This window comes from Clostridium sartagoforme AAU1, assembly GCF_000401215.1.
Lineage (GTDB): Bacteria > Bacillota > Clostridia > Clostridiales > Clostridiaceae > Clostridium > Clostridium sartagoforme.
In genome coordinates, this window is record NZ_ASRV01000149.1 from 25,268 (window position 1) to 46,008 (window position 20,741).

Here is a 20,741-nt window from a genome sequence, read left to right on the forward strand (position 1 = left end):
AATTATTTATTCAATTTTATATAGTTCACAGCTCACAATTCACAGTTCACAGTTTACATTTAGTACTTGTTACCTTATACCTGTTACCTATAAAATCAAAACAACTGTGCACTGTGCCTTGTGAACTGTGAACTAAAAAATGCTTTGCATTTTTTACAACTATCAATTAACTTCTCTTCCTTGTGAGTCATAAATTCCAACTATTTCTGGATTACCACTCTTTATTCCTTTAACTATTGCCACATTGCTTCTTGTAACAAAGATTTGAGTTCTAAATGCCATAACTACTGTATCTGATACCTTGCAGTTTTCTGATAATTCAAAATGGTAATCTATACTCTCATCTGTTGGTGGAATAACTTTTATAATCTTTGAATTTTCTAAATCTTGACCAACCAAAGCATTTTCCATATGAGATCTTCTATAATGGCCTCCTCCATAACAATAAGCTTTATCTTGTAAGTTATGTGATACTTCACTTACATAAACCATTGCTGGAAGTTCATCTCCATCATTAAATTTATGATATGGTGTACTTCCTGTTAATCCATGTCCAGGTTCTCCATGGGTCCCACCTTCTCTATATATCTTTTCGATAGAATTAACACAAGTAGCTGAAGGCATATTTAATTGATTTATTTTTATATTAAATTCTTTTTCTAATATTTCTTTAGCCTTCTTAATTGTATCTATATTATTTGTTCTTTTAATTTCATTACTTTCTTCATTGAATAAAAAGCATGGAAATGAAGTTACTCCTGATAAGTTTAAACTTTTAAGCTTAGTTAATTCTTCTCCTATACTTTTAAGTTCATTTAATTTAAATCCGCCATATTGTCCCGAATATAAATTATCATTTTCATCTAAGACTCTAAGCATTATATTTTGCTTTAGTCCGAGTTTTGAACAAACTTCATTTATTTCTTTTGCTTTTTCAATTGAATAAACTGTAATGTAATCTGGTCTAGACTTAATTACCTTTTCAATTAAAGTTTTAGGAATTTGAACTAGGTGTCCAACATGACCTATTTTTATATTATTGTCAATCATAACTTCAGCTTCTTTAAAATCCACTACTACAGCTCCATCATAGCCAAGTTTCATAAATTCCTTGCAAACAAGTGGATTTCTGCCTATTTGTTTACTCATAAAATAAAGCTTTATACCATATTTATCTGCTTCGTCTTTAATCTTTTTTGCATTTTCTATTAAAGTATCCAAGTCTATTAAATAAGTATCTGGCATTATTAATCCTTCTTTATGGAGCTTAAATGCAGCTTGAACCAACTTTCTGTTTCTATTTATTGTTTTTTCAAGAAACATCTTTACTCCCCCTTACTTTGCTTCTCTTTTAACGTCATCAATTGCGCTTTTTAAAATTCTTATTATGGTGTCTGCACCACTTCTCATTGGATTTACTCTTATCATTCTTTTCTCTAAAGTAGGATCTGCTTCTCTAAAAGTTCCTGAAACTCTATACATCATAGGAACAAATTCATATTTTGATTCTGACCCCACAGGATGTGATGCTGCTCCATATTTTGTAGTTAACTCCAGCACATCTTCTGCTATATCTTCATTTAACTCAACTAATAAAACCTTAGATTGAGCATTTGCAAGAAATGCATCTTTTACGCCTTCAACTTCTCCACTCTTTAATCTAATTACAAGTTCTTCATTCACTTCTGATTGTATTGCTAATGCAACTGGAGCATAAACAAGTCCTCTTAAAGCTTCCATTGCTTCATGTCCTTGAACTTGACTTCCTCCTGAATAATTAAGTGAGTAAACTTTATCTATAAGATCTTTCTTCCCTATTAATACTCCTACACCTTCAGGTCCTAATACTTTAAAAGATGAAAAGCTTCCAAGGTCAGCTCCACATTGATTTCCTATTTTCTTTACTTTTAAAGCTGCATAATTATCATCTGTAACTATTTTTATATTAGGATTACCTTCTTTAATAGCAGTTATAACTTCTTCTAAATCATAAGAATCATCAATCTTTTGTCTTGTATTTTGTACTAATGCACCTTTTATTTCTGGATTTTTTGAAATCACTTCTTTTATATTGTCTAAATTATTAAAGTTAGCTTTTACAACATTAAGTCCCATAGTTTCAATTGTAACCTTTGAAGTTGGATATATTGGTGCATCATGAACCAATATAGTATCTCCACTTTTCATGAAACTAATTAATCCCCATCTTATTGCTCCTGTTCCTGCTCCTCTTACTAAAATTGCAGCTTCTGCATCAAATACTTCTGCAAAAACATTTTCTACCTTTTTAGTATAAGTTGGTTTATTTAGCCCTTTAACAACTCCTAAATCTCCTAAAGATAGGATTTCTCTCCCATCGAAATGCTTTGTTATAGTATCTATTACTTTAAATTGTAGCTTTTTTGCTTCCTCTAACTCTATTGAATGTAATGGGTATGTTCTCATAAGCTATCCTCCTACTTTAGTCTATATATATTTTTTATATTATTAACTAACATATTTTCTATATGCTTGTTAGAAATTTCTTTTTCATATAATCTTGGCAAGAAGTTATCTATTAAATAACTATACCCAAGTCCACCATTGTCTTTAAAATGAGATTTTCTTGTAATATCCATAGATAATACTATTTGATTGCTATATCCTTTTTCACAAAGCACTTTTAACCATTCTGCTCTTTTTTCATCTGGTTGATAATTATTTTTCCCAATTGTATCAAACGCTATATTCACTCCTGTATCAAGAAGTCTAACCATATATTCTAAGTCTCCACTTAAATCTATATGACTTAATGTCACCTTAGATAAATCCACATTAAAATTTTTAAATATATCAATTTGCTCAAGTCCTAATTTTCCAAGAGTTGTATGAGTTATTATTGGAGTTCCAGTTTCAAGATGAGCCATACATGAAGCTTCAAAAACCTTCTTTTCCATCTCTTCTATCTTATTTAAACTAGTTCCTATTTCACCTATAACAGATGCCTTTACCGATGTTTCATCAATTCCATTTATTATTTCATCTACTAAAATCTTAGCCATTTTTTTCTCATTTATTTTATAAACTTCCTCTGGAAGAAATGGCTCTTTATAATATCCAGTTGATTGAAGAATATTAATTCCTGTTTCATTAATTACTTCAGCTACATATTCAGTACTTCTACCCATGCCTCTATTTGTAACATCTATAATTGTAGAAACTCCTTTAGCCTTTAAATCTTTAAATTCTTCAATAGTTTGCTTTTTATTATTTAAAAAACAATCTATATCCTTCTTTACTCCAGACAAATCTATTGTAATATGCTCATGTGCATAAATAATTTCCTTATTCATAAAAACACCACCTTTGTTTAATGGGAAGAATGAAAAAATGAATAATGAAAAAATTGTGGAGATAATTCAGCTCTAGCTGAATTATGGGAAATTTGATTTTTTAAACTCCTTAGGAGTTTATTCCTTAATTCTTTCACTTTTTTCATTTTTCCCATAACTCAGTTTATCTGAGTTATCCCCTTAACTCTTTCACTCTTCCCTTCTTCCCAACTCAGCTTGTCTGAGTTATTTCCCTAACTCTTTCACTTTTTCATTCCTTAATTTTTCCCATTCCTACTTAGGTACTACATATAATCCAACTAAGTATAATACGTTTATTAATATACCCACTGCTATTGCTCCTACTGGACCAACCGCCATGTCTACTATTGGTTTCTTTGAAGTTTTATTTAATACATATAATCCAACTACTACGAATAATCCAAGTCCTGGTGCCATAGCTTGTGCAGCCATCATACCACCTATTAATAAAGCCACTTCTAAAACCTTACTCATTGCAGTTCTTATGTTGTCTCCACATTTTCTAACTCCTGGGAACTTGTCCATAAGCTTAGCTAATCCATCTAAGAAATAAATTTCTAAAGCCATCACTGCTGCTCCTGCAACAAATGCTAATATTGGGTTTCCTATTAAGAATCCAACAACAAATACAAATGTCATACCTGCTGGTGCATATACTCCAGTTGAAATTGCAGTAGTTGCAACTAGTGGTATAAATCCTATACCTCTTGCAAATGCTGTCATTGCAGCTTCAGTTGTCTTTCCTTCTGCTAAAAGATTTAAGCTTATTGGGTCTCCAGCTACTAAACTAAGGCTTGTTGCTGCTGATACTAATCCACCCATTAATGCTAATATAGGTAAATTCTTTTTAATCTTCTTAACTCTTTCAGCAAAAATTGCTGCTAAATCAATTTGTGGTGCATTTGGATCTGCTTTTTCTTGCATCGCGAAAATTATCATGATTATCATACCTGCAAGTAATGCCATACCTTCTTGATCCAATTTAATTTTAGCTGCACCACCATTTACAGCAAAAGTTCCATAAATTGCAGTAATTTGTCTTACTAATAAAGCAATTATTCCTGTAAGGAAACCTTTTTTAATTCCAAATTGATAAGAAACAACAAGTGCTGGGAATACTGCAAAAGCAACTGTTATTGGAGTTCCAACTTGTCCTAATGCACCTAAGAAATTAACTGGTAACTTTGCAAATAAATCAACTACAATTTGTAGTCCATAAACTATACCTACTCCATAAAGAGCTCCTACTACCCCTGATATAACTAGTCCTTTTTTGCCACTTGGACAGAAAGAACCTATAATATCAGTACCTAATAATATACTGTGAATTAATATAATGGATGCAGCTATTGATACTGGAATACCAAAACCTATAACTAATCCAAAGCTAATTGCAAAAGATGTTGCTGCTAAAGCTTTCTTGTCCATTCTTCCTTCTAAGTATTCTGGAACTATAGCTCTAAACCCATCATTGAAAACAGCTATACCTGCATTTGCTAATATTGCTGCTAGTGCACCTAAAAGTGCTACAACTACGTATTGCATAAATAATACCTCCTAAAATTTTTTATAATAAATTTAAATGAAAACTGATTGATTTTTATAATTTACTTCTATAGTAAATACTTAAGTATTACTGGTATAACTTCTTCTGCATGTTGTGCTGTAAATCCATATGCTTTTTTTCCTGCTTCAACTTCTGCTTTTATTTCTGCTTCACTTCTAATATTTCCTGGCATTGATACAGTTGCACATTGGTTCATTCCAAGTAATGCTATTGCCATTGCAAGTGCTCCACCGCCACCAGTGTTACATGCACCTAAATAAAAATCTGCTGTTCCTGTTTTTATTGCCATCGCTGCTTCTATATCACTTTTGATTTCAATTGTCACTTTGTCTCCTGCTACTTTGGCAATTATGTCTGCTACTCTTTGTTTGTCTATTTGTCCGCCTACTACTATTCTTTTCATTTTTTATTCCTCCCATATTTTAAAATTTCTCTTTTTAAGTTTTAGTATTAGCTTTTGCATTAAGTTTATTTATTATTAAATTTTTCTATCTTGTCATACATTAAGTTATTAATTAAAGTAAAGTACAAACATGCATTACTATAAAATCAAACTCTGATTCTGGAATTTCACCTAAGATATTCTCTAAATCCCTTGCTACTAACACAGCTTTTTCATAATTTTTATCTTCCTTTAAAGATTGCGCTACAACCTCTTCTAGCTTATTTACCAAATCATTATTTTCAATTCTTGATAAAGCAGAGCACAAATGAGTTATGAACATAGCTGAATTTTCTTCTAAAAGCTTTATTCCCCTTTTTTCTTCAAAGTATTCTATAACTTTTATAACTTTATCATAGTTATCTTGTGATAATTGTCCTGCGTCTCTTAGTATGTTTAATCTTAATGTTAAATCCATCTTCAAACCTCCAATGTACATTTTTTTGTATTTTGATGCTTACAATACCCCTAATATTGAGGCATTATTTGCTTGTCTATAACTGATTTTTGATATTCCTTCACATCTTCTACATTTAATACTCTAGAAAAAAGTGCTGGAACTATAGAATTTCTTCTGTTAGAAATTATAACTGCTTCTGTATCTTTAATATTTTTACTTTCTCTATTTATTGGAATAAACTTAATATCATCTTTTCTATCTTCAATATCATCTAAATTCCAAATTGCTGCATCTATTTTATTTTCCTTTATAGCTGTCATAAATTGACTGTAGCTTAGAGGAATATATTCTACTTCTATTTCATCAAAATATATTTTTGTTAGCATAAATTGGTCTATAGATGAATTATCTATCCCAACTCTTGTTCCTTTTTTGAATTCACCTTTAAATTCCTTTGAAACAACTATTATATGTTCATTAACATAACTAAAATCTCCAAAGCTTTTAACTATTTGGATTTGTTTATTATTCTCTAAATAATAATCTGCTGTTAACCTTGAAGTTACTGCAAAATCATATCTGCCATCTTCTAATGCCTTTAATCTATGATTAGATCCTCTCATAAATGCAAGATTTGTATTTACTCCATTATCATTTAAACATTTATAAATTCCAGTTGCCAATCCTTCATATCTTTTTGAATATGGTAATGGCATAACCCCTACTAATGACTTTATACCTGTAAGTTCTAGAAGTCTTATATAGTCTATATTCTGAATAAAAGTTCCTAAATGTCCTCTTGATTCTAAAGTTATTGCACCATGCTCTTTTAAGAATTTTAAGGCAGATTGTATTGTTCCTCTTGCTGTATCATAGCTTTCAGAAAGTTCTGCCACAGTTTTTATTCTATCACCTACATTTAAGGGTAAAAATTCAACTGCTAAAGAAGTAATTGCTATTCCAAGCTTTTGCATAAGCTTATTATGAACATCCACCTAATCACCCCCGATTTAACGTACAATATTTTGTATATTTATAATATAGCATCTTTTGATTACCTTTACAAGAGTATTTTTAAAATATTTTATTTCCAATTTTTTGGACCCCAGGGGTAATAGCTCTATTACCCCTGGGGTCCAAAAATTGGAAATTATTCTTTTATAGGTAGTAAAATTGTCACTGTGGTTCCTTTATTTAATTTACTTTTTATTTCTATTCCATATTGATTCCCGTAAATAAGCTTAATCCTGCTATCAACATTATTTACTCCTATTCCACTAAAATGCTCATTTCTTGTTTCTCTCTTTTCTTTAACCTTTTCTAAAGTTTCTTCTTCTATTCCAACTCCATTATCATATATTTCTATTTTTATATCTTCACCTTGTTCTTTTATAAATACTTGAATTTTTCCTTCTTCGTCAGATGGAAAACCATGAAAAAATGAATTTTCAATGAATGGTTGTAAAATAAGCTTAGGAACTAAATATCCATTACATTCAGGCATTATAAAATATTCCACCTTAATCCTATCCCCATATCTAATATTATTTATAAAACATAATTTTTATATTTTCTATTTCTTCTTCTACTGTTATAAACTCATCTGTCTTACTAATGGTATTTCTAAGCAGGCTAATAAATGAATCAAGTGCTGATATTGATTTTTCATTACTGCCTTGCCATATAAGCCATTTTATACTTGATAATGTATTAAAAATATAATGTGGATTTATTTGCATTTGCAAAGCATGAATTTCTGCTTTTCTTTTTTCCTTTTGAGCTTTAACAAGTTCATTAACATATCTATTTAAGTCCTTTATCATATAGTTAAATGTAGATGAAAGTTCTTTAACTTCTCCTGGTCCTTTTACTTCTATATATTCATCAAAGTTTCCATTTCTTACATTAGACATTTTTTCAGTAAGCAAATATAAAGGCCTTGTCATTTGCCTAACAATTAAAAATATTCCTATTAAAATTCCTAAAGTTATTACAACGCAAATCAAAACTATTTTACTTACATCATACATTTTTCCTAGTGCTTTATAATTATCAACTGTTCCACATATGGTTAAATTACAATATGGCAATCTTTGAATTAATATTGTATTCTTTTTGTTATTATAACTCTTACTAAGTTCCTTCGATAACACTAACTCATCTATATTACTTCTAAATGATTCTTGAACTTGTCCGATATTCTCTTTTTTATTTGAAGATAAGACTTCATTATTTTCATTTAATAAAACTATATCATTTATTTCTAAAGTAAAATAATCATAGAATTTTTCAAAATCTTTTTCTTTTATTGTAAAATATATAATTCCATAAGGTTCCCCATCTTTCAAATTTAAAGCTTTTGTTATGACAATTACTCCTTCATCCTTTGTTGATGATGTAAAACCTTTTTCTAAATAGTTATATATAATAGTTTTACTATTTTCTAATGCCTTCTTAGAAATATCCATATTCAATATTTCTTTTGGCCTCATAGTTAAAATTTCTGATCGATTAAAATAAGATTTTTCATTTAATCCTACTACTAAGACACTCATATCATAAGTGTTAGTTGATAAAGCTGATTTCATTTGATTTTTAACACTATATATAGTTGAAAAATTTTCTTTTGTTGATAAATCATTTGCAGTGAAAAAAAGTCTAAATGCTCTATGTGAATTTACAGAATTTATTACTTTTACTAGTTCACCATGAAAATCATAAAGTTCATCATTTATCTCTTCAAATATTTTCTTTTGAGAATCACTATATGTATCTGTAAAAATATTCTTAGATATATTAATTATAATGTAACTAATAGAAGCTGATACACAAATTACTCCTGCAACAACAACGCATAATATCTTAACAAATAGACTATTCTTTATCAGCTTCTTCTTCATTACATTTCACTCTCCCTTGATTTTAATCGTCTGTAATTGCTTGGTGTATATCCTGTTATCTTTTTAAATACTCTACAAAAATAACTATGATCTGAATATCCAACCATATTGCTTATTTCAGAAACATAAAACTTGTTCTGGAATAATAAATCACAAGATTTTTCTACTCTGATTCTATTTAAATACTCTGAAAAACCTTCTTTACAATGATTGTTGAAATAATATGATAAATAATAATAATTAAAATTAAATACTCTTGAAATATCGCTTAACTCAAGAGGTTCATTGTAATGCTCATTTATATACTCTAAAATTTCCTTAATTTTTTCTTCTTCAATACTAACTCTTTTAGAAATAATATCTTTAAGTTCTAATATTATTTTATCTATTTCTTTAATAAAATCTTGAGAATATGAAGTATTATCTATTCTTTTAAAATAACCTTGCCTTAGTTCCTCAGTTTCAATCTTATAATTTTCTAATGTTACCAGAACATTATATAGCAAGTTCTTCACAAGATTCTTAAGCTTATATTCATCCATTTTCAAATTCACAGCATAATTAACATACTCATCTATCATATTAATTGCTGAATTGAATTCCTTATTTTTTATATAGCTTGAATATCTACTAGAATCAAATTTTTCTAACTTTTCTGTAGTCTTTAATTTCTCTGTGTTTAATAATATATCATTCTTATGGTAAAACTTATGAGACAAATATGGTATAAATTTTTCATTGTAAGCTTCTTTAACCTTGTAAATGTTATCAAACTTAGGGGTGATTATAAAAAGAACATTTTCTTTATTTATAATATTCTTCTCAAGATATTTTTCAATATTTTTTTCTATTTCATTTTCTTTGCTTATCTTGTAATTAATTATATTTAGAAAGATTTCATCATTTATCATTATCCTTAGATATTTGTAGCTCTTATTATTTAAGTAAAAATTCTCGGTTACTGTTTTTATTCTTTTTATATCATCTTTATTTCTTCCACAAGCATGCTTTAAATTTATACCAAATATTCTAAAAGAGCTATATGGAAATATATCTATAAATTTATTGCTATCTAATTTAGAATCAAAACCAAGTAAGTATCTTTCAATTAAATTATTGTAATAAACTTCTTCATTTTTAACCAATTCTAAACCTGGAATTCTATCAACAGCCTTTTTTAATGTTGCTAACAATTGACTTGGATTTAATGTTGGCTTTAAAATATAATCCACTGCTCCATTTAAAAGAGTACTTTTTACATATTCAAAATTATCATAGCTACTTAAAATAATGATTTGTAAATCTGGATAATCCTTTTGTACCATTTTCGAAAAATCAACACCATTTAATATAGGCATAACTATATCACAAATTATAATATCTGGTCTTAAAATTTCAATTAATTCCAAGGCTTCTTGTCCATTGCTTGCTTCTCCAACTATTGTAAAGCCTTCCTTCTCCCACTCAAGCATATGCTTCATTCCTTGACGCATAATAAATTCATCTTCTACAATTAAAACTTTACAATAACCCTTTTTCATAATACCACTCCTCAAAACCTTCCATACTTTTTGGAATTTTTTGGACCCCAGGGGTCCAATTAATTGGTCCCCTGGGGTTCAAAAATTTAATTCTTTGATATAATAAAGCTTAAGTTTATATCTTCTTTAGATGAAACTTTATATTGATCATGCACTGGAGCTCCCCAGCTATCATCTCCACCTATACCCATTTGTTTTGCAATTATACGTACCCATGTATAATTAACAGGTGGAAGTTCTTCTATATGCATTGCATTTTCAAGTTCATATGCGCTATATGGCAATACGCTTAACTCAAATGGCTTATCAACATATTTAAAGCATAATCCTTCATCATTGTTATTTGTAACCTTTACCCATCTTACTTCTGTTCTATTACCACATTCTTGTGGGATTAAATATCTGGATAAATTATTTAATACTGTATTTTTAAATCTTCCAAGCATTGCCCCATTATTACGATCTATATAATTTTCTTCTGGGCCATATCCATAATACTCAAAATTACTTAATTCTTTTTTAAGCTTAAAATCCATAGAAAATAACGGTAATTCAGGTAATCCTTCAACACCTTCATAGTGTAAATCAACCTTTAAGCTTCCATCTGGAGTCACTGTATAAGTCACTGTATTAAAAGTTTTAACACTAACTGGCATTTCAAATTTATAAGTTAAAGTTATCTTATCTTTTTCTTCTATATATTTAAAATCTACTAATATCTGATGCATTCCTGCTATTTGCCACTGTGCTGTCCTAAAATTATGATTATTTCCCTTATCATTATCTGTTGCTGCTCTAAAGAAGGATGTTCTTGGAACTCTTGTTATATATTCTTTTCCATCATATACAAGAGATATTAAACCAGCTTCTTGTTTAGAGAACATCATTGAAAAGTTTTTACCTGTAACCCCTATATTCACATCACCATGAATTATTTTAAATGTATTTGGGCTGTCTAAAGTGCAAACATTACCATCATCATCTACAATTGTACAAGCTACGTTTTCAACTTTCAAGTCTCCTTTTATACAATTATTATTGCTCTCTATATTATAAACTCCTTGTCCAAAAGCAACTTCATGTCCCTTTTCTGCCCATAATGTATCTTCATTTAATCTCATAGAAACATTATAAGTATATTCTCCATTTTCTTTTATTTCTGGATAATCTATTTTGATATATTCTTTACTACTTGCCTTAACATCAATTTTTATTGTCTTTTCAAAAACTTTATTTCCTTCCTTTTCTATATACACAACAAAATCATAACAACCTGTACTTATAAATAAATTATCATTTTTTATTGTTACTCCTTTATTATCTGGAGTAAGTTTAACATTTGCATAAAGCTTTTTAACTTCTTGAACCTTTGGAGATATTGTCCTATCTGCATAAATAATTCCATCTGTACAAAAACAGTAATCTGTTGCTCTATCATCAAAGTCTCCGCCATAAGTAAATACTCTTTTTCCATCTTTAATTATTTCTATAGACTGATCTATATAATCCCATATAAATCCACCTTGATACATTGGATATTTATCTTCAAGATCTGCATATAGCTTCATTCCTCCACAGGAATTTCCCATGGCATGCATATATTCACAGCTTATATAAGGTTTTTTAGGATTATTATTTAAATATTCTTCTATATCTGCTGGTTTTGCATACATTCTACTTTCCATATCAGTTATTTCTTCAAAATCTCTATTCCAAACTACGCCTTCATAATGAACCAATCTTGTATCGTCTTTCTCATGGAAATACTTTGTCATTTCTAAAATATTACTTCCTGCATAAGATTCATTACCACAAGACCATATTAAAATTGATGGATGATTCTTATCTCTTTGAAGCATAGATTCTGCTCTATCAACAACAACATCTCTCCACTCTGGAAGTGATCCTGGCACATTCCACTCTGGATCGCAAGCTCCCATCTTTTGCCATGAACCATGACTTTCTAAATTAGCTTCATCTATTAAATAAATACCATATTCATCGCAAAGCTTATACCATAAAGATTGATTTGGATAATGAGATGTTCTTACTGAATTTATATTATTTTGCTTTAAGAATTTTATATCCCAAAGCATATCCTCTTCTGTTATTGCTCGTCCATTAACAGAACTAAATTCATGTCTATTTATGCCTTTAAATATTATTCTCTTTCCATTTAAGTGCATTATATTATTTATCATTTCAAATCTTCTAAATCCAAGCTTTTGTGGAACTATTTCTAATAAATTTCCTTCGCTATCTAAAAGTTCAATATAAAGAGTGTATAAATATGGATCTTCAGCACTCCAAGATTTAATATCACTTATATCTGCACTAAGAGTAACATTAGCTTCATTTAGACTGTCATTTACATCAATATTTTCGAAGCTATAAATTAAATTATCATCTCTATCCTTTAAATAAGCTTTCATTTGGAAATTTTTGGACCCCAGGGGTGTAAATTTTACCAAATTTATATCAACCTTTAGTTTACCATTATTATAGCTATCATCTAAGTTAGCTTTTACAAATAAATCCTTTACATGAAACTCTGGAACTGCATATAAATATACATCTCTAAATATTCCTGAAAATCTCCAAAAATCTTGATCCTCTATCCAGCTTGCACTACTTCTTTTATATACTTCAACTGCAAGTTTATTTTCTCCATATTTAAGATATTCTGTTAATTCAAATTCTGATGGGGTAAAAGTATCTTCACTATACCCTACAAAACTTCCATTTAACCAAACATAAAATGCTGTTTCAACCCCTTGGAAGGATATATATATTCTTTTATTCTTAAGTTCATCTTTTACTTCAAAGAAATTAACATAACTTCCTACTGGATTGTAATCCTCTGATATGTGTGGAGGCCTAAGTTCTTCTACTCCATCCCATGGATACATTGTATTTATATATTGGCACTTATCATATCCTTGCATTTGAATATGTCCTGGGACTTTTATAAAATCGAATCCACTACAGTCATAATCTTCTTTATAGAAATCCTTTATTCTACTTCTTGGATTAACTGCATAAGAAAATCTCCATTTTCCATTTAAACTTTGCTTAAGAGGCATATTATAACCTAATGCTAAATCTTCTCTATTCTCATAAAACAAATGGTCTGAATGAGCATCTATTCTATTAACTCTAAAAATTTCTGGGTCTGATAGCCAAGCTAAACTAGGTTCAATAGTCTTGTTCTTTTGATTTTGTGTGTTTATTGACTTTAACATAAATCTCTATACACTCCTCTTTATATTAGTATTTTGGTATTTTCTGGACCTCAGGGGACCAATTTATTGGACCCCTGAGGTCCAGAAAATTGGTAATTTTATCCCTTTACAGAACCTGTCATACCAGCAACAAAATGCTTTTGCATTAAGAAGAAGATTAATGCTGTAGGAAGTGTTGCAATTACAACTGCAGTCATAATCATTCCATAGTCTGGGGTATATGATGATCCTAAAGCTGATATAACAAGTGGTAAAGTTCTTTTATCTGGTGATTGTAAAGCTATAAGTGGCCATAAATAATTATTCCAACTAGCCATAAATGTAACTATTGTTGCTGCTGCATAAGTTGATTTCATTGTTGGCATGTAAATTCTAAAGAATATAGCAAATTCTCCAAGACCGTCTATTCTTGCTGCTTCTATTAAATCCTTTGGAAAAGTCTTTGTATTTTGCCTAAAGAAAAATATCAAAAAGGCTGTTGCAATTGAAATAATAATTACTGCTCCATGAGTATTTAATGATATTGTCTTTAGTCCTGGCACATTATTAAGCTTGCTAAATAATCTGAATAAAGGAACTATTAAAGCTGCAAAAGGTACCATCATAGATAGTAATATAAAATTAAATACTTTATCTCTAGTTTTAGTTTTATATACTTCAAATGCATATCCTGCTAGTGAAGAAACTATCATGGCTAAGACTGTTGTAAGAACTGCAATTATTAATGAATTCTTAAATGCTGTCATATATTTAAGATCTGATCCTAAAAGACTTTTTAAGTTTTCAAAGAAATAGCTTCCTGGTATTAAAGTTCCTCTTGTTACATCAACTGATTTATTAGTTGTAGCTATAATCATCCAAATAAATGGGAAAATTGATACAAAAGATAAAATAGTTAAAAATGAATATTTCAAAAAATTTATTACTCTGCTTTTTCCACTTTTTTTACTCATCTTTATCTCCTCCTGCTTTTAATTGAATAAATGATAGTATTACTATTATAAGAACTATTACATATGAAATTGCTGCTGCATATCCAAAATTCGGCGAATATTTAAATAATAAGTTATATATATATTGTGAAATAGTTATTGTTGCATTTGCTGGGCCTCCATTAGTTATATTCACAGTTTCATCAAATAATTGTAATGTTCCTATTGTTGAGTTTATTGTTGTAAACAAGATAATAGGCTTTAATAATGGAAGTGTTATACATTTAAATCTCATAAAAGCATTTGCTCCATCAATTTCAGCTGCTTCATATATTGAATCATCAATTGATTGCATTCCTGCTAAGTAAAAGACCATATTGTAACCTGTCCATCTCCATGTTATTGCTATTATGATTAATAGTTTAGCCCATATAGGATGAGTAATCCATGCAATTGGTTGTGATATCATGTTAATTTTCATTAAAAATACATTCACAAATCCATCTGTTGCAAATAAACTTTTAAATATAATTGAGTATGCTACAAGTGATGTAACACATGGAAGAAATATCGCTGTTCTGAAAAATCCTCTTGCTTTTAATTTTTTATCATTTAATAGAGCTGATATTACAAGAGCTAAAATAATCATGATTGGTACTTGAATCACTAAATATAATACCGTGTTAAATAATGCTTTTTTAAATGTTGAATCTGTAAGCATTCTTTTATAATTATCTATACCAACAAAACTTAGATTATTACCCATTCCACTTTGTAATGATGTTATAAAGGCTTGTATCATTGGATAAAACACAAATACAGTTACTAGTATGATACTTGGTATAACAAATAACCACGCTTTTCGATCTAATTTATAATTTATACTTCTATTGTTATTACTCCTCTTCAAGTGTACTCCCCCTATACAAGAAATAGCCATTTACTAATTATCCTTTAATAAATGGCTATTTTTTATTATTTATGAATTTATAGACTAATTACCTATTTTTATTAAGTCTGTGATGATAAATATTATATTCTGGTGACTTGGAGCCTGCGAGGTCTCAAGGAATATAATATTTATCTCTTATCCTTATTGTGCTACTGCTGATTCAATTTGACCTTGGAAAGTTTTTAATGTTGAATCAATATCTGCTCCATTAACTATAGCTTGAACAGCTTCAGTCATGATATCTTCTATAGCATAAGTGTGTAAACCATAATTTACTGAAGGTACTTTACCTGTCCAATCTGCAAAATCTGCAAATATTTCTTGTCCACCAAAGAATTCATTTGGTTTTGAATAATTTGAAGCTTGTGCTGCTTTATTTAGAGTACTAACTAAAGTTATAGAATCTGCTAAATCGTTCATTAAATCTGCATTTGAAGCAAATGTTTTTCCTAGGAAATCTTTTGCCATATCTGTATTTCCAACATTTTTAAGAACATACCAACCTGCTCCTCCTATTGAAGATGCATTAACAGATTTAGAGTTGCTTGCCATTTTAGGGAATGGTGCTATAGCCCATTTTCCACTTTGATCTTCAGCCTTTTTAATTGAAGGTCCAATCCAACAACCAGTAACTACTGATGCAACTTCGCCATTATTAAATGCTCCTACAAATTGATCCCAATCTGCTGTTTGCTTTGTTATTCCTGATTTTACTAATTCATTATATACTTTTATAGAATCCTTTAATGCTTGATTGTCTGCAATTGAAACTTTTCCATCAGCATCTGTGTACCATGCTCCTGCACTTTGTAACATCATTCTAATTTGTCCTATATCACTAGGATCTAATGTACACATTGCAACTCCAGTTTTTTCTTTTACAGCCTTACCTATTTCAATGTATTTTTCCCAAGTTAAGTTTTCCATATCTTCCTTAGTGTATCCAGCTTTCTCAATTAAATCTGTTCTATAAAAAGTTGCTGCTACTCCACTATCAAAAGGTACTCCATATAATTTACCGTCAATATAATTTACACCTGTTTTATATTCTGCAAAGTCATCTTTTTTAGCTACTGATGATAAGTCTGCAAATTCATCCTTGTATGCTGTTAAATATCCTTGAATTTTATAATCTTCAATTAATACAACATTAGGAAGTCCTTCATATGATCCTGAGGATAAACTTGTATTTAATTTAGCTACAATATCATCTTGAGCCATTGTAACAACTTCAATTTCTGCATCTGGATTTTCTTTCTTGTATATTTCTTTAGCTTTATTTGCTGCTACTATGTTGAAAGCTTCATCCCATGCCCATATTGTTATTTTCTTGCTTTTGCTGTCTTCGTCCTTCTTGCCTGTGCTTCCACTATTACTCCCACAAGCTACTAGACCTAAACTTAACGTTGCTGCCAATAAAATCGATGCTAATTTTTTGATTTTCATTTAAACCCCTCCATATTAAATTACATGTATAATATTTTATTAGTATTTAACCTCTAACATATATAGCTTACATTTATATAAACTTCTTCTTAAATCAATGCAAACACTTATATGTTACTTTACTTTGTAATGCTTTACACTCTACATATTTATATTATCACATGATCCTTAATTTAATTTAGAAATATCTTTATGTAAGTTTTTAATATTTTTAGATTTCCTTTTTAAAATAACTGAAATATTACGTAAAGCTTGGACTTTTTTAATAAAATTGGATTTTTTTAGCTTTAATTTACTACCTCTGAGGTCCAAAAATTCAGAAATAAGTAAAAGCGCTTTACAAATCCATTAAAATAAATTATCCTATAAGAGAATTTTAGACATTAACTTTACTTTGAGGTAACTATAATTCTTCAGAGTATTTTTATGCCTAATTTTAAGGAGGATTAAATATGATAGTTGGATCTTTAAAATTAAGAAGATAGTGCACAGATTGTGACTATCATTAAGTAAAGTCATGCTCTGTGCTATTAAACTAATTTGAAATAAAATTTAATAGTATTAAGGAGATTTGACTTATGGAAAAGAAATTAAAAAATAATGAAATTAACAATTGGAAAAAAGTATTTTATATAATATCAGCCGGACAATTTTTTTCTATTATAGGAAGCAGTATGGTTCAATTTGCTATAGTTTGGTGGTTAACAATGGAAACAAACTCTGCAATTGTTTTAACCATTGCATCAATGGTTGGTTTTCTGCCTCAAGCAATTTTAGGACCTTTTGTTGGAGCAATTGTAGATAGAAATAAGCGTAAACTTATTATGATTTATGCTGATATAGCAATTGCAATGGCAACATTAATTTTAATAATTGCATTTTTTATTGGCAGAGAATCTTTAAGTATAATTTATATTGTTCTTATTATTAGATCTATAGGCAGTGCATTTCATATGCCAGCAATGCAAGCATCAATCCCTATGATTGTCCCACAGGAAAATTTATCAGTTGCAGCAAGTGTAACTCAATTTATTCAATCTGCATCTAATATTTTTGGACCAGCTTTAGCAGCCTTTATGCTTGGTTTTGTTTCTATTGAATATGTTATGCTTGTAGATATTATTGGAGCTGTAATAGCTTGTATATCAATAACTTTTGTAAATATACCTAATCCAATAAAAATAGAAGAAACTAAAAATGAAAGCTTTATTACTGAAGTTAAATATGGATTTAAAGAACTAAAAAAACATAAAGCATTGTTTATATTAACCATAATATTATCAATGGTTGCTGTGATATATATTCCTATAGGATCTTTATTTCCTCTTATTGTAAGTTCGCATTTTAATGGTGGAGCTGTTGAAGCTGGATTTGCTGAGATTGCTTTTGCAGTTGGAATGCTTATTGGTTCTACATTAATCGGAATTATAGGAGAACGATACAAAAAGGTAAAAATAATAGGTTATTCTGTCCTGCTATCAGGTATTGCTTTAACTATATCTGGACTGCTTCCAAGCAATATATTCATAGGATTTCTTGTTATGTCAGCCCTAATAGGATTAAGCGGACCCTTATATAGTGCTTCATTTTATGTATTAATCCAAAGTTCTATTGAACCTAGCATTTTGGGACGAGTTATTGGAATAGTAAATAGTATAATGTTATTTGCTACACCTATCGGATTATTAATTGCTGGACCAATGTGCGAAATAATTGGAGTAGATAAGTGGTTTTTATTATCAGGAGTATTAACTAGTCTAATTTCTGTAGTAAGCATTTTTAACTCATCTATAAATACTTTTAAGTTATAAAAGTTTTATGAAAATAAGCTTTATAAGCAAATATATAAGAGAGCTCTTAGATGGAGCTCTCTTAATTTTATTGCTGAAATAAATTGAAATTAAGTTGTTTATTTGCTTCTTCAACCTTCATTGGTAATACTTTAGTTATTTCTTCAATATCTTCTTCAGTTATTCCCATCTGCTTCATAACACTTTTATTTAATACATATTTAGTATTCAAACATAATAGTCTTTCATAATATAAAGAACTAATTGAATCTGCTATGCAAAGAATATAAACTTCTTCTTTATAATTTTTAGCCATTAAAGGTGTATGATGATGTGATACAATTTCTTTAATATCTTCAGGTAGTCCCCATCTTTCACATTGCCATTGCCCAAATTGCTCATGTGTAGCTCCCTTCATTACTAATCTTTCTGCTATTATTTGATGAATTCCCTTTTGTTGCGCTATTACAACTTCATCAACTATATGTGGAACACATATATCAAGTAATGCTACTCCTAAATCATGAATCAATCCATAAGCAAAATATTTATATTTATCTTTTTTACCTATCTTTTCAGCCAATAATGTAGCTGAAATTGAAGTACCTAGACAATGTTTCCAATACTTTCCCCTATTTAGCTCCTTTGATCTTCCCATCTCATTAGGAATTAAATACTTTATTAAATATGCTATTATTAACCTTTCAACAGTCTCCATTCCTAAATATACTATTGCATCTGATAAAGACTCTATTTTTCTTGCTAATCTAAAATACCCAGAATTGACATTGCTTAATAATGATTCTCTAAGATTACCACAACTTGCTATTTTCTCCGCAAGATCTTCTATGTTTATGGTATCATAATCACTAATCATATTTATTATATTAGTTATTTCACTACTCATTACTGGTAATCTGTCAGACTTCTCAATGATATCAATAATCTCTAAACCATTCATATTTGATTCCTCCAATACACTCTCATTTTCCCCATATTTAAACCATCTTTTATTAGATTTATCGATTATTATATCAATAACTTAAACTATAAATAAAATCTTCATTTATATATTTACTATCATTTCTTACTATTTTCTACTGCTGCTACTGCTTCAATTTCTACCAATTGATTTGCATATCCTAATACTGTAACTCCAGATAAAGTGCTTGGAACATCATGATTACCAAACTCTTTTCTTATTGCATCCCATGCAGTTACCAAATCTGCTTGATTTTGGGATGCTACAATAACTCTAGTATATACAACATCTTCTAAATTGGCACCACAGTCTTTCAGTGCTTCTTTCAAATTTTCTACACAGAGTTTTGCCTGAAGCTCATAATCATTCAAATGAGGTACTTCCCCATCTCTATTAATAGGGCATGACCCCGCTAAAAATAATATGTCCATTCCTGAAGGGATACGTCCAGCATAAGCATAATCTACTGAAGCTAAATTATTAGAATGAATTAATGATATTTTTTTATTCATTTTTACTCTCTCCTTTTATTGTAATCTTTACAAAAAAATCTACAAATTCATTTTTAAAATGAATTTCATCTTCAATATAATTCTAAAGCTTCTATATTTTTTTAGAAAGAGATTAATCATTTCTATATCATTTTTTACATAAAAACTACCACCCATAAAAGAGTGGTAGCTTTAACCTATTTATTCTTTTTATATACAATTTTCTTAATACTACTATCTGAAAGGAAGAATTCTTCAGCTAAATTGCTAATTGATTTTCCACCTATATATTGCTTTAATATCTTTGCATTTCTAGCTTTTATATAATCTCTACTTTTAGATTTTTCACCCCATCTTTTTTTCTTTTCAGGAGGGGAAGGGACATATATATATTGCCCTTGAATATACTTTTGAATTTCTTTAACTAAATCATCTGGTAGTATTCTATCACTTCTTACATATTTCATAAAGCTCACTTCCTTAAAACTATTATTTAATTAAGGAAACAAAGCCTGTAGATATATTAATTTATTTATTGAAAGCGACTAAATATTTATCTCTGTGCAAATTGTCGCCCAAGCTCATACATACAGACTTTGCACAGAGTATTTTAAGCATTTTTCTATCCATGAGATTAATATTCATGATATCACACTCCATATTTCTACTAAATTAATTAAATTATTTTAAACCGTGTATCTTC

General features: G+C 29.2%; 18 protein-coding genes. 1 reads left to right on the forward strand and 17 read right to left on the reverse strand.

The features are described 5' to 3' along the window. Positions 1-162: 162 nt before the first annotated feature. The 14 genes from A500_RS11650 to A500_RS11710 all read right to left on the reverse strand — a co-directional run bounded on the left by A500_RS11650 (position 163) and on the right by A500_RS11710 (position 16,775). Positions 163-1,323 (reverse strand): YhfX family PLP-dependent enzyme, encoded by a 1,161-nt coding sequence (locus tag A500_RS11650; RefSeq protein ID WP_016207791.1) that lies wholly within the window; start codon positions 1,321-1,323, stop codon positions 163-165. A gap of 12 nt (positions 1,324-1,335) precedes the next feature. Beyond that, positions 1,336-2,445: an aminotransferase class V-fold PLP-dependent enzyme gene (locus A500_RS11655; RefSeq protein ID WP_016207792.1), complete on the reverse strand. Its 1,110-nt coding sequence runs from the start codon at positions 2,443-2,445 to the stop codon at positions 1,336-1,338. Positions 2,446-2,456: 11 nt separating this feature from the next. Continuing rightward, entirely contained in the window at positions 2,457-3,332 is an 876-nt protein-coding gene (locus tag A500_RS11660) for a phosphotriesterase family protein (protein ID WP_016207793.1), read from the reverse strand. A 273-nt stretch (positions 3,333-3,605) separates the two neighbouring features. Beyond that, positions 3,606-4,898 (reverse strand): YhfT family protein, encoded by a 1,293-nt coding sequence (locus tag A500_RS11665; RefSeq protein WP_016207794.1) that lies wholly within the window; start codon positions 4,896-4,898, stop codon positions 3,606-3,608. Between the two features lie 68 nt (positions 4,899-4,966). Next, a complete protein-coding gene (locus A500_RS11670; RefSeq protein ID WP_016207795.1) occupies positions 4,967-5,323 on the reverse strand; it encodes a DUF2620 domain-containing protein in 357 nt (118 codons plus the stop codon). Between the two features lie 112 nt (positions 5,324-5,435). Further along, positions 5,436-5,780, reverse strand: a complete 345-nt coding sequence (locus tag A500_RS11675; protein ID WP_016207796.1) for a PRD domain-containing protein — start codon at positions 5,778-5,780, stop codon at positions 5,436-5,438. 50 nt (positions 5,781-5,830) lie between these two features. Beyond that, positions 5,831-6,757 carry a GntR family transcriptional regulator YhfZ gene (yhfZ, locus tag A500_RS11680; protein WP_016207797.1) on the reverse strand — a complete coding sequence of 309 codons (927 nt, stop codon included), beginning with the start codon at positions 6,755-6,757 and terminating at the stop codon, positions 5,831-5,833. A gap of 155 nt (positions 6,758-6,912) precedes the next feature. After that, the gene (locus A500_RS20030) at positions 6,913-7,281 is read right to left on the reverse strand and encodes a sensor histidine kinase (protein WP_157453656.1); all 369 of its coding nucleotides are present in this window, start codon (positions 7,279-7,281) and stop codon (positions 6,913-6,915) included. A 25-nt stretch (positions 7,282-7,306) separates the two neighbouring features. Further along, positions 7,307-8,662, reverse strand: coding sequence for a sensor histidine kinase (locus A500_RS11685; RefSeq protein WP_083935697.1), 1,356 nt, complete (start codon positions 8,660-8,662; stop codon positions 7,307-7,309). Then, complete coding sequence (locus A500_RS11690) at positions 8,662-10,203, reverse strand: response regulator transcription factor (protein ID WP_016207798.1); 1,542 nt, start codon at positions 10,201-10,203, stop codon at positions 8,662-8,664. The genes A500_RS11685 and A500_RS11690 overlap by 1 nt, the downstream gene beginning before the upstream one ends. Before the next feature lie 86 nt (positions 10,204-10,289). Continuing rightward, positions 10,290-13,445 (reverse strand): beta-galactosidase, LacZ type, encoded by a 3,156-nt coding sequence (gene lacZ / locus A500_RS11695; protein WP_016207799.1) that lies wholly within the window; start codon positions 13,443-13,445, stop codon positions 10,290-10,292. Positions 13,446-13,543: 98 nt separating this feature from the next. Next, positions 13,544-14,398, reverse strand: coding sequence for a carbohydrate ABC transporter permease (locus A500_RS11700; RefSeq protein ID WP_016207800.1), 855 nt, complete (start codon positions 14,396-14,398; stop codon positions 13,544-13,546). After that, a complete protein-coding gene (locus A500_RS11705; protein ID WP_016207801.1) occupies positions 14,391-15,287 on the reverse strand; it encodes a carbohydrate ABC transporter permease in 897 nt (298 codons plus the stop codon). Before A500_RS11705 ends, A500_RS11700 begins: the two co-directional genes overlap by 8 nt. A gap of 183 nt (positions 15,288-15,470) precedes the next feature. Then, a complete protein-coding gene (locus tag A500_RS11710; protein WP_016207802.1) occupies positions 15,471-16,775 on the reverse strand; it encodes an ABC transporter substrate-binding protein in 1,305 nt (434 codons plus the stop codon). A gap of 578 nt (positions 16,776-17,353) precedes the next feature. On the opposite strand from A500_RS11710, the gene A500_RS11715 reads away from it, so the two are divergent. Continuing rightward, positions 17,354-18,586, forward strand: a complete 1,233-nt coding sequence (locus A500_RS11715) for an MFS transporter (RefSeq protein ID WP_016207803.1) — start codon at positions 17,354-17,356, stop codon at positions 18,584-18,586. A gap of 67 nt (positions 18,587-18,653) precedes the next feature. Here the strand turns inward: A500_RS11715 and A500_RS11720 are convergent, their stop codons facing one another. The 3 genes from A500_RS11720 to A500_RS11730 form a co-directional block, all read right to left on the reverse strand. After that, positions 18,654-19,526, reverse strand: coding sequence for an HDOD domain-containing protein (locus A500_RS11720; protein WP_016207804.1), 873 nt, complete (start codon positions 19,524-19,526; stop codon positions 18,654-18,656). Positions 19,527-19,645: 119 nt separating this feature from the next. Continuing rightward, the gene (locus tag A500_RS11725) at positions 19,646-20,059 is read right to left on the reverse strand and encodes a RidA family protein (protein WP_016207805.1); all 414 of its coding nucleotides are present in this window, start codon (positions 20,057-20,059) and stop codon (positions 19,646-19,648) included. Between the two features lie 176 nt (positions 20,060-20,235). Then, on the reverse strand, positions 20,236-20,505 hold the full coding sequence (locus A500_RS11730) for a CD3324 family protein (RefSeq protein ID WP_016207806.1): 270 nt from the start codon (positions 20,503-20,505) through the stop codon (positions 20,236-20,238). Positions 20,506-20,741 lie beyond the last annotated feature (236 nt).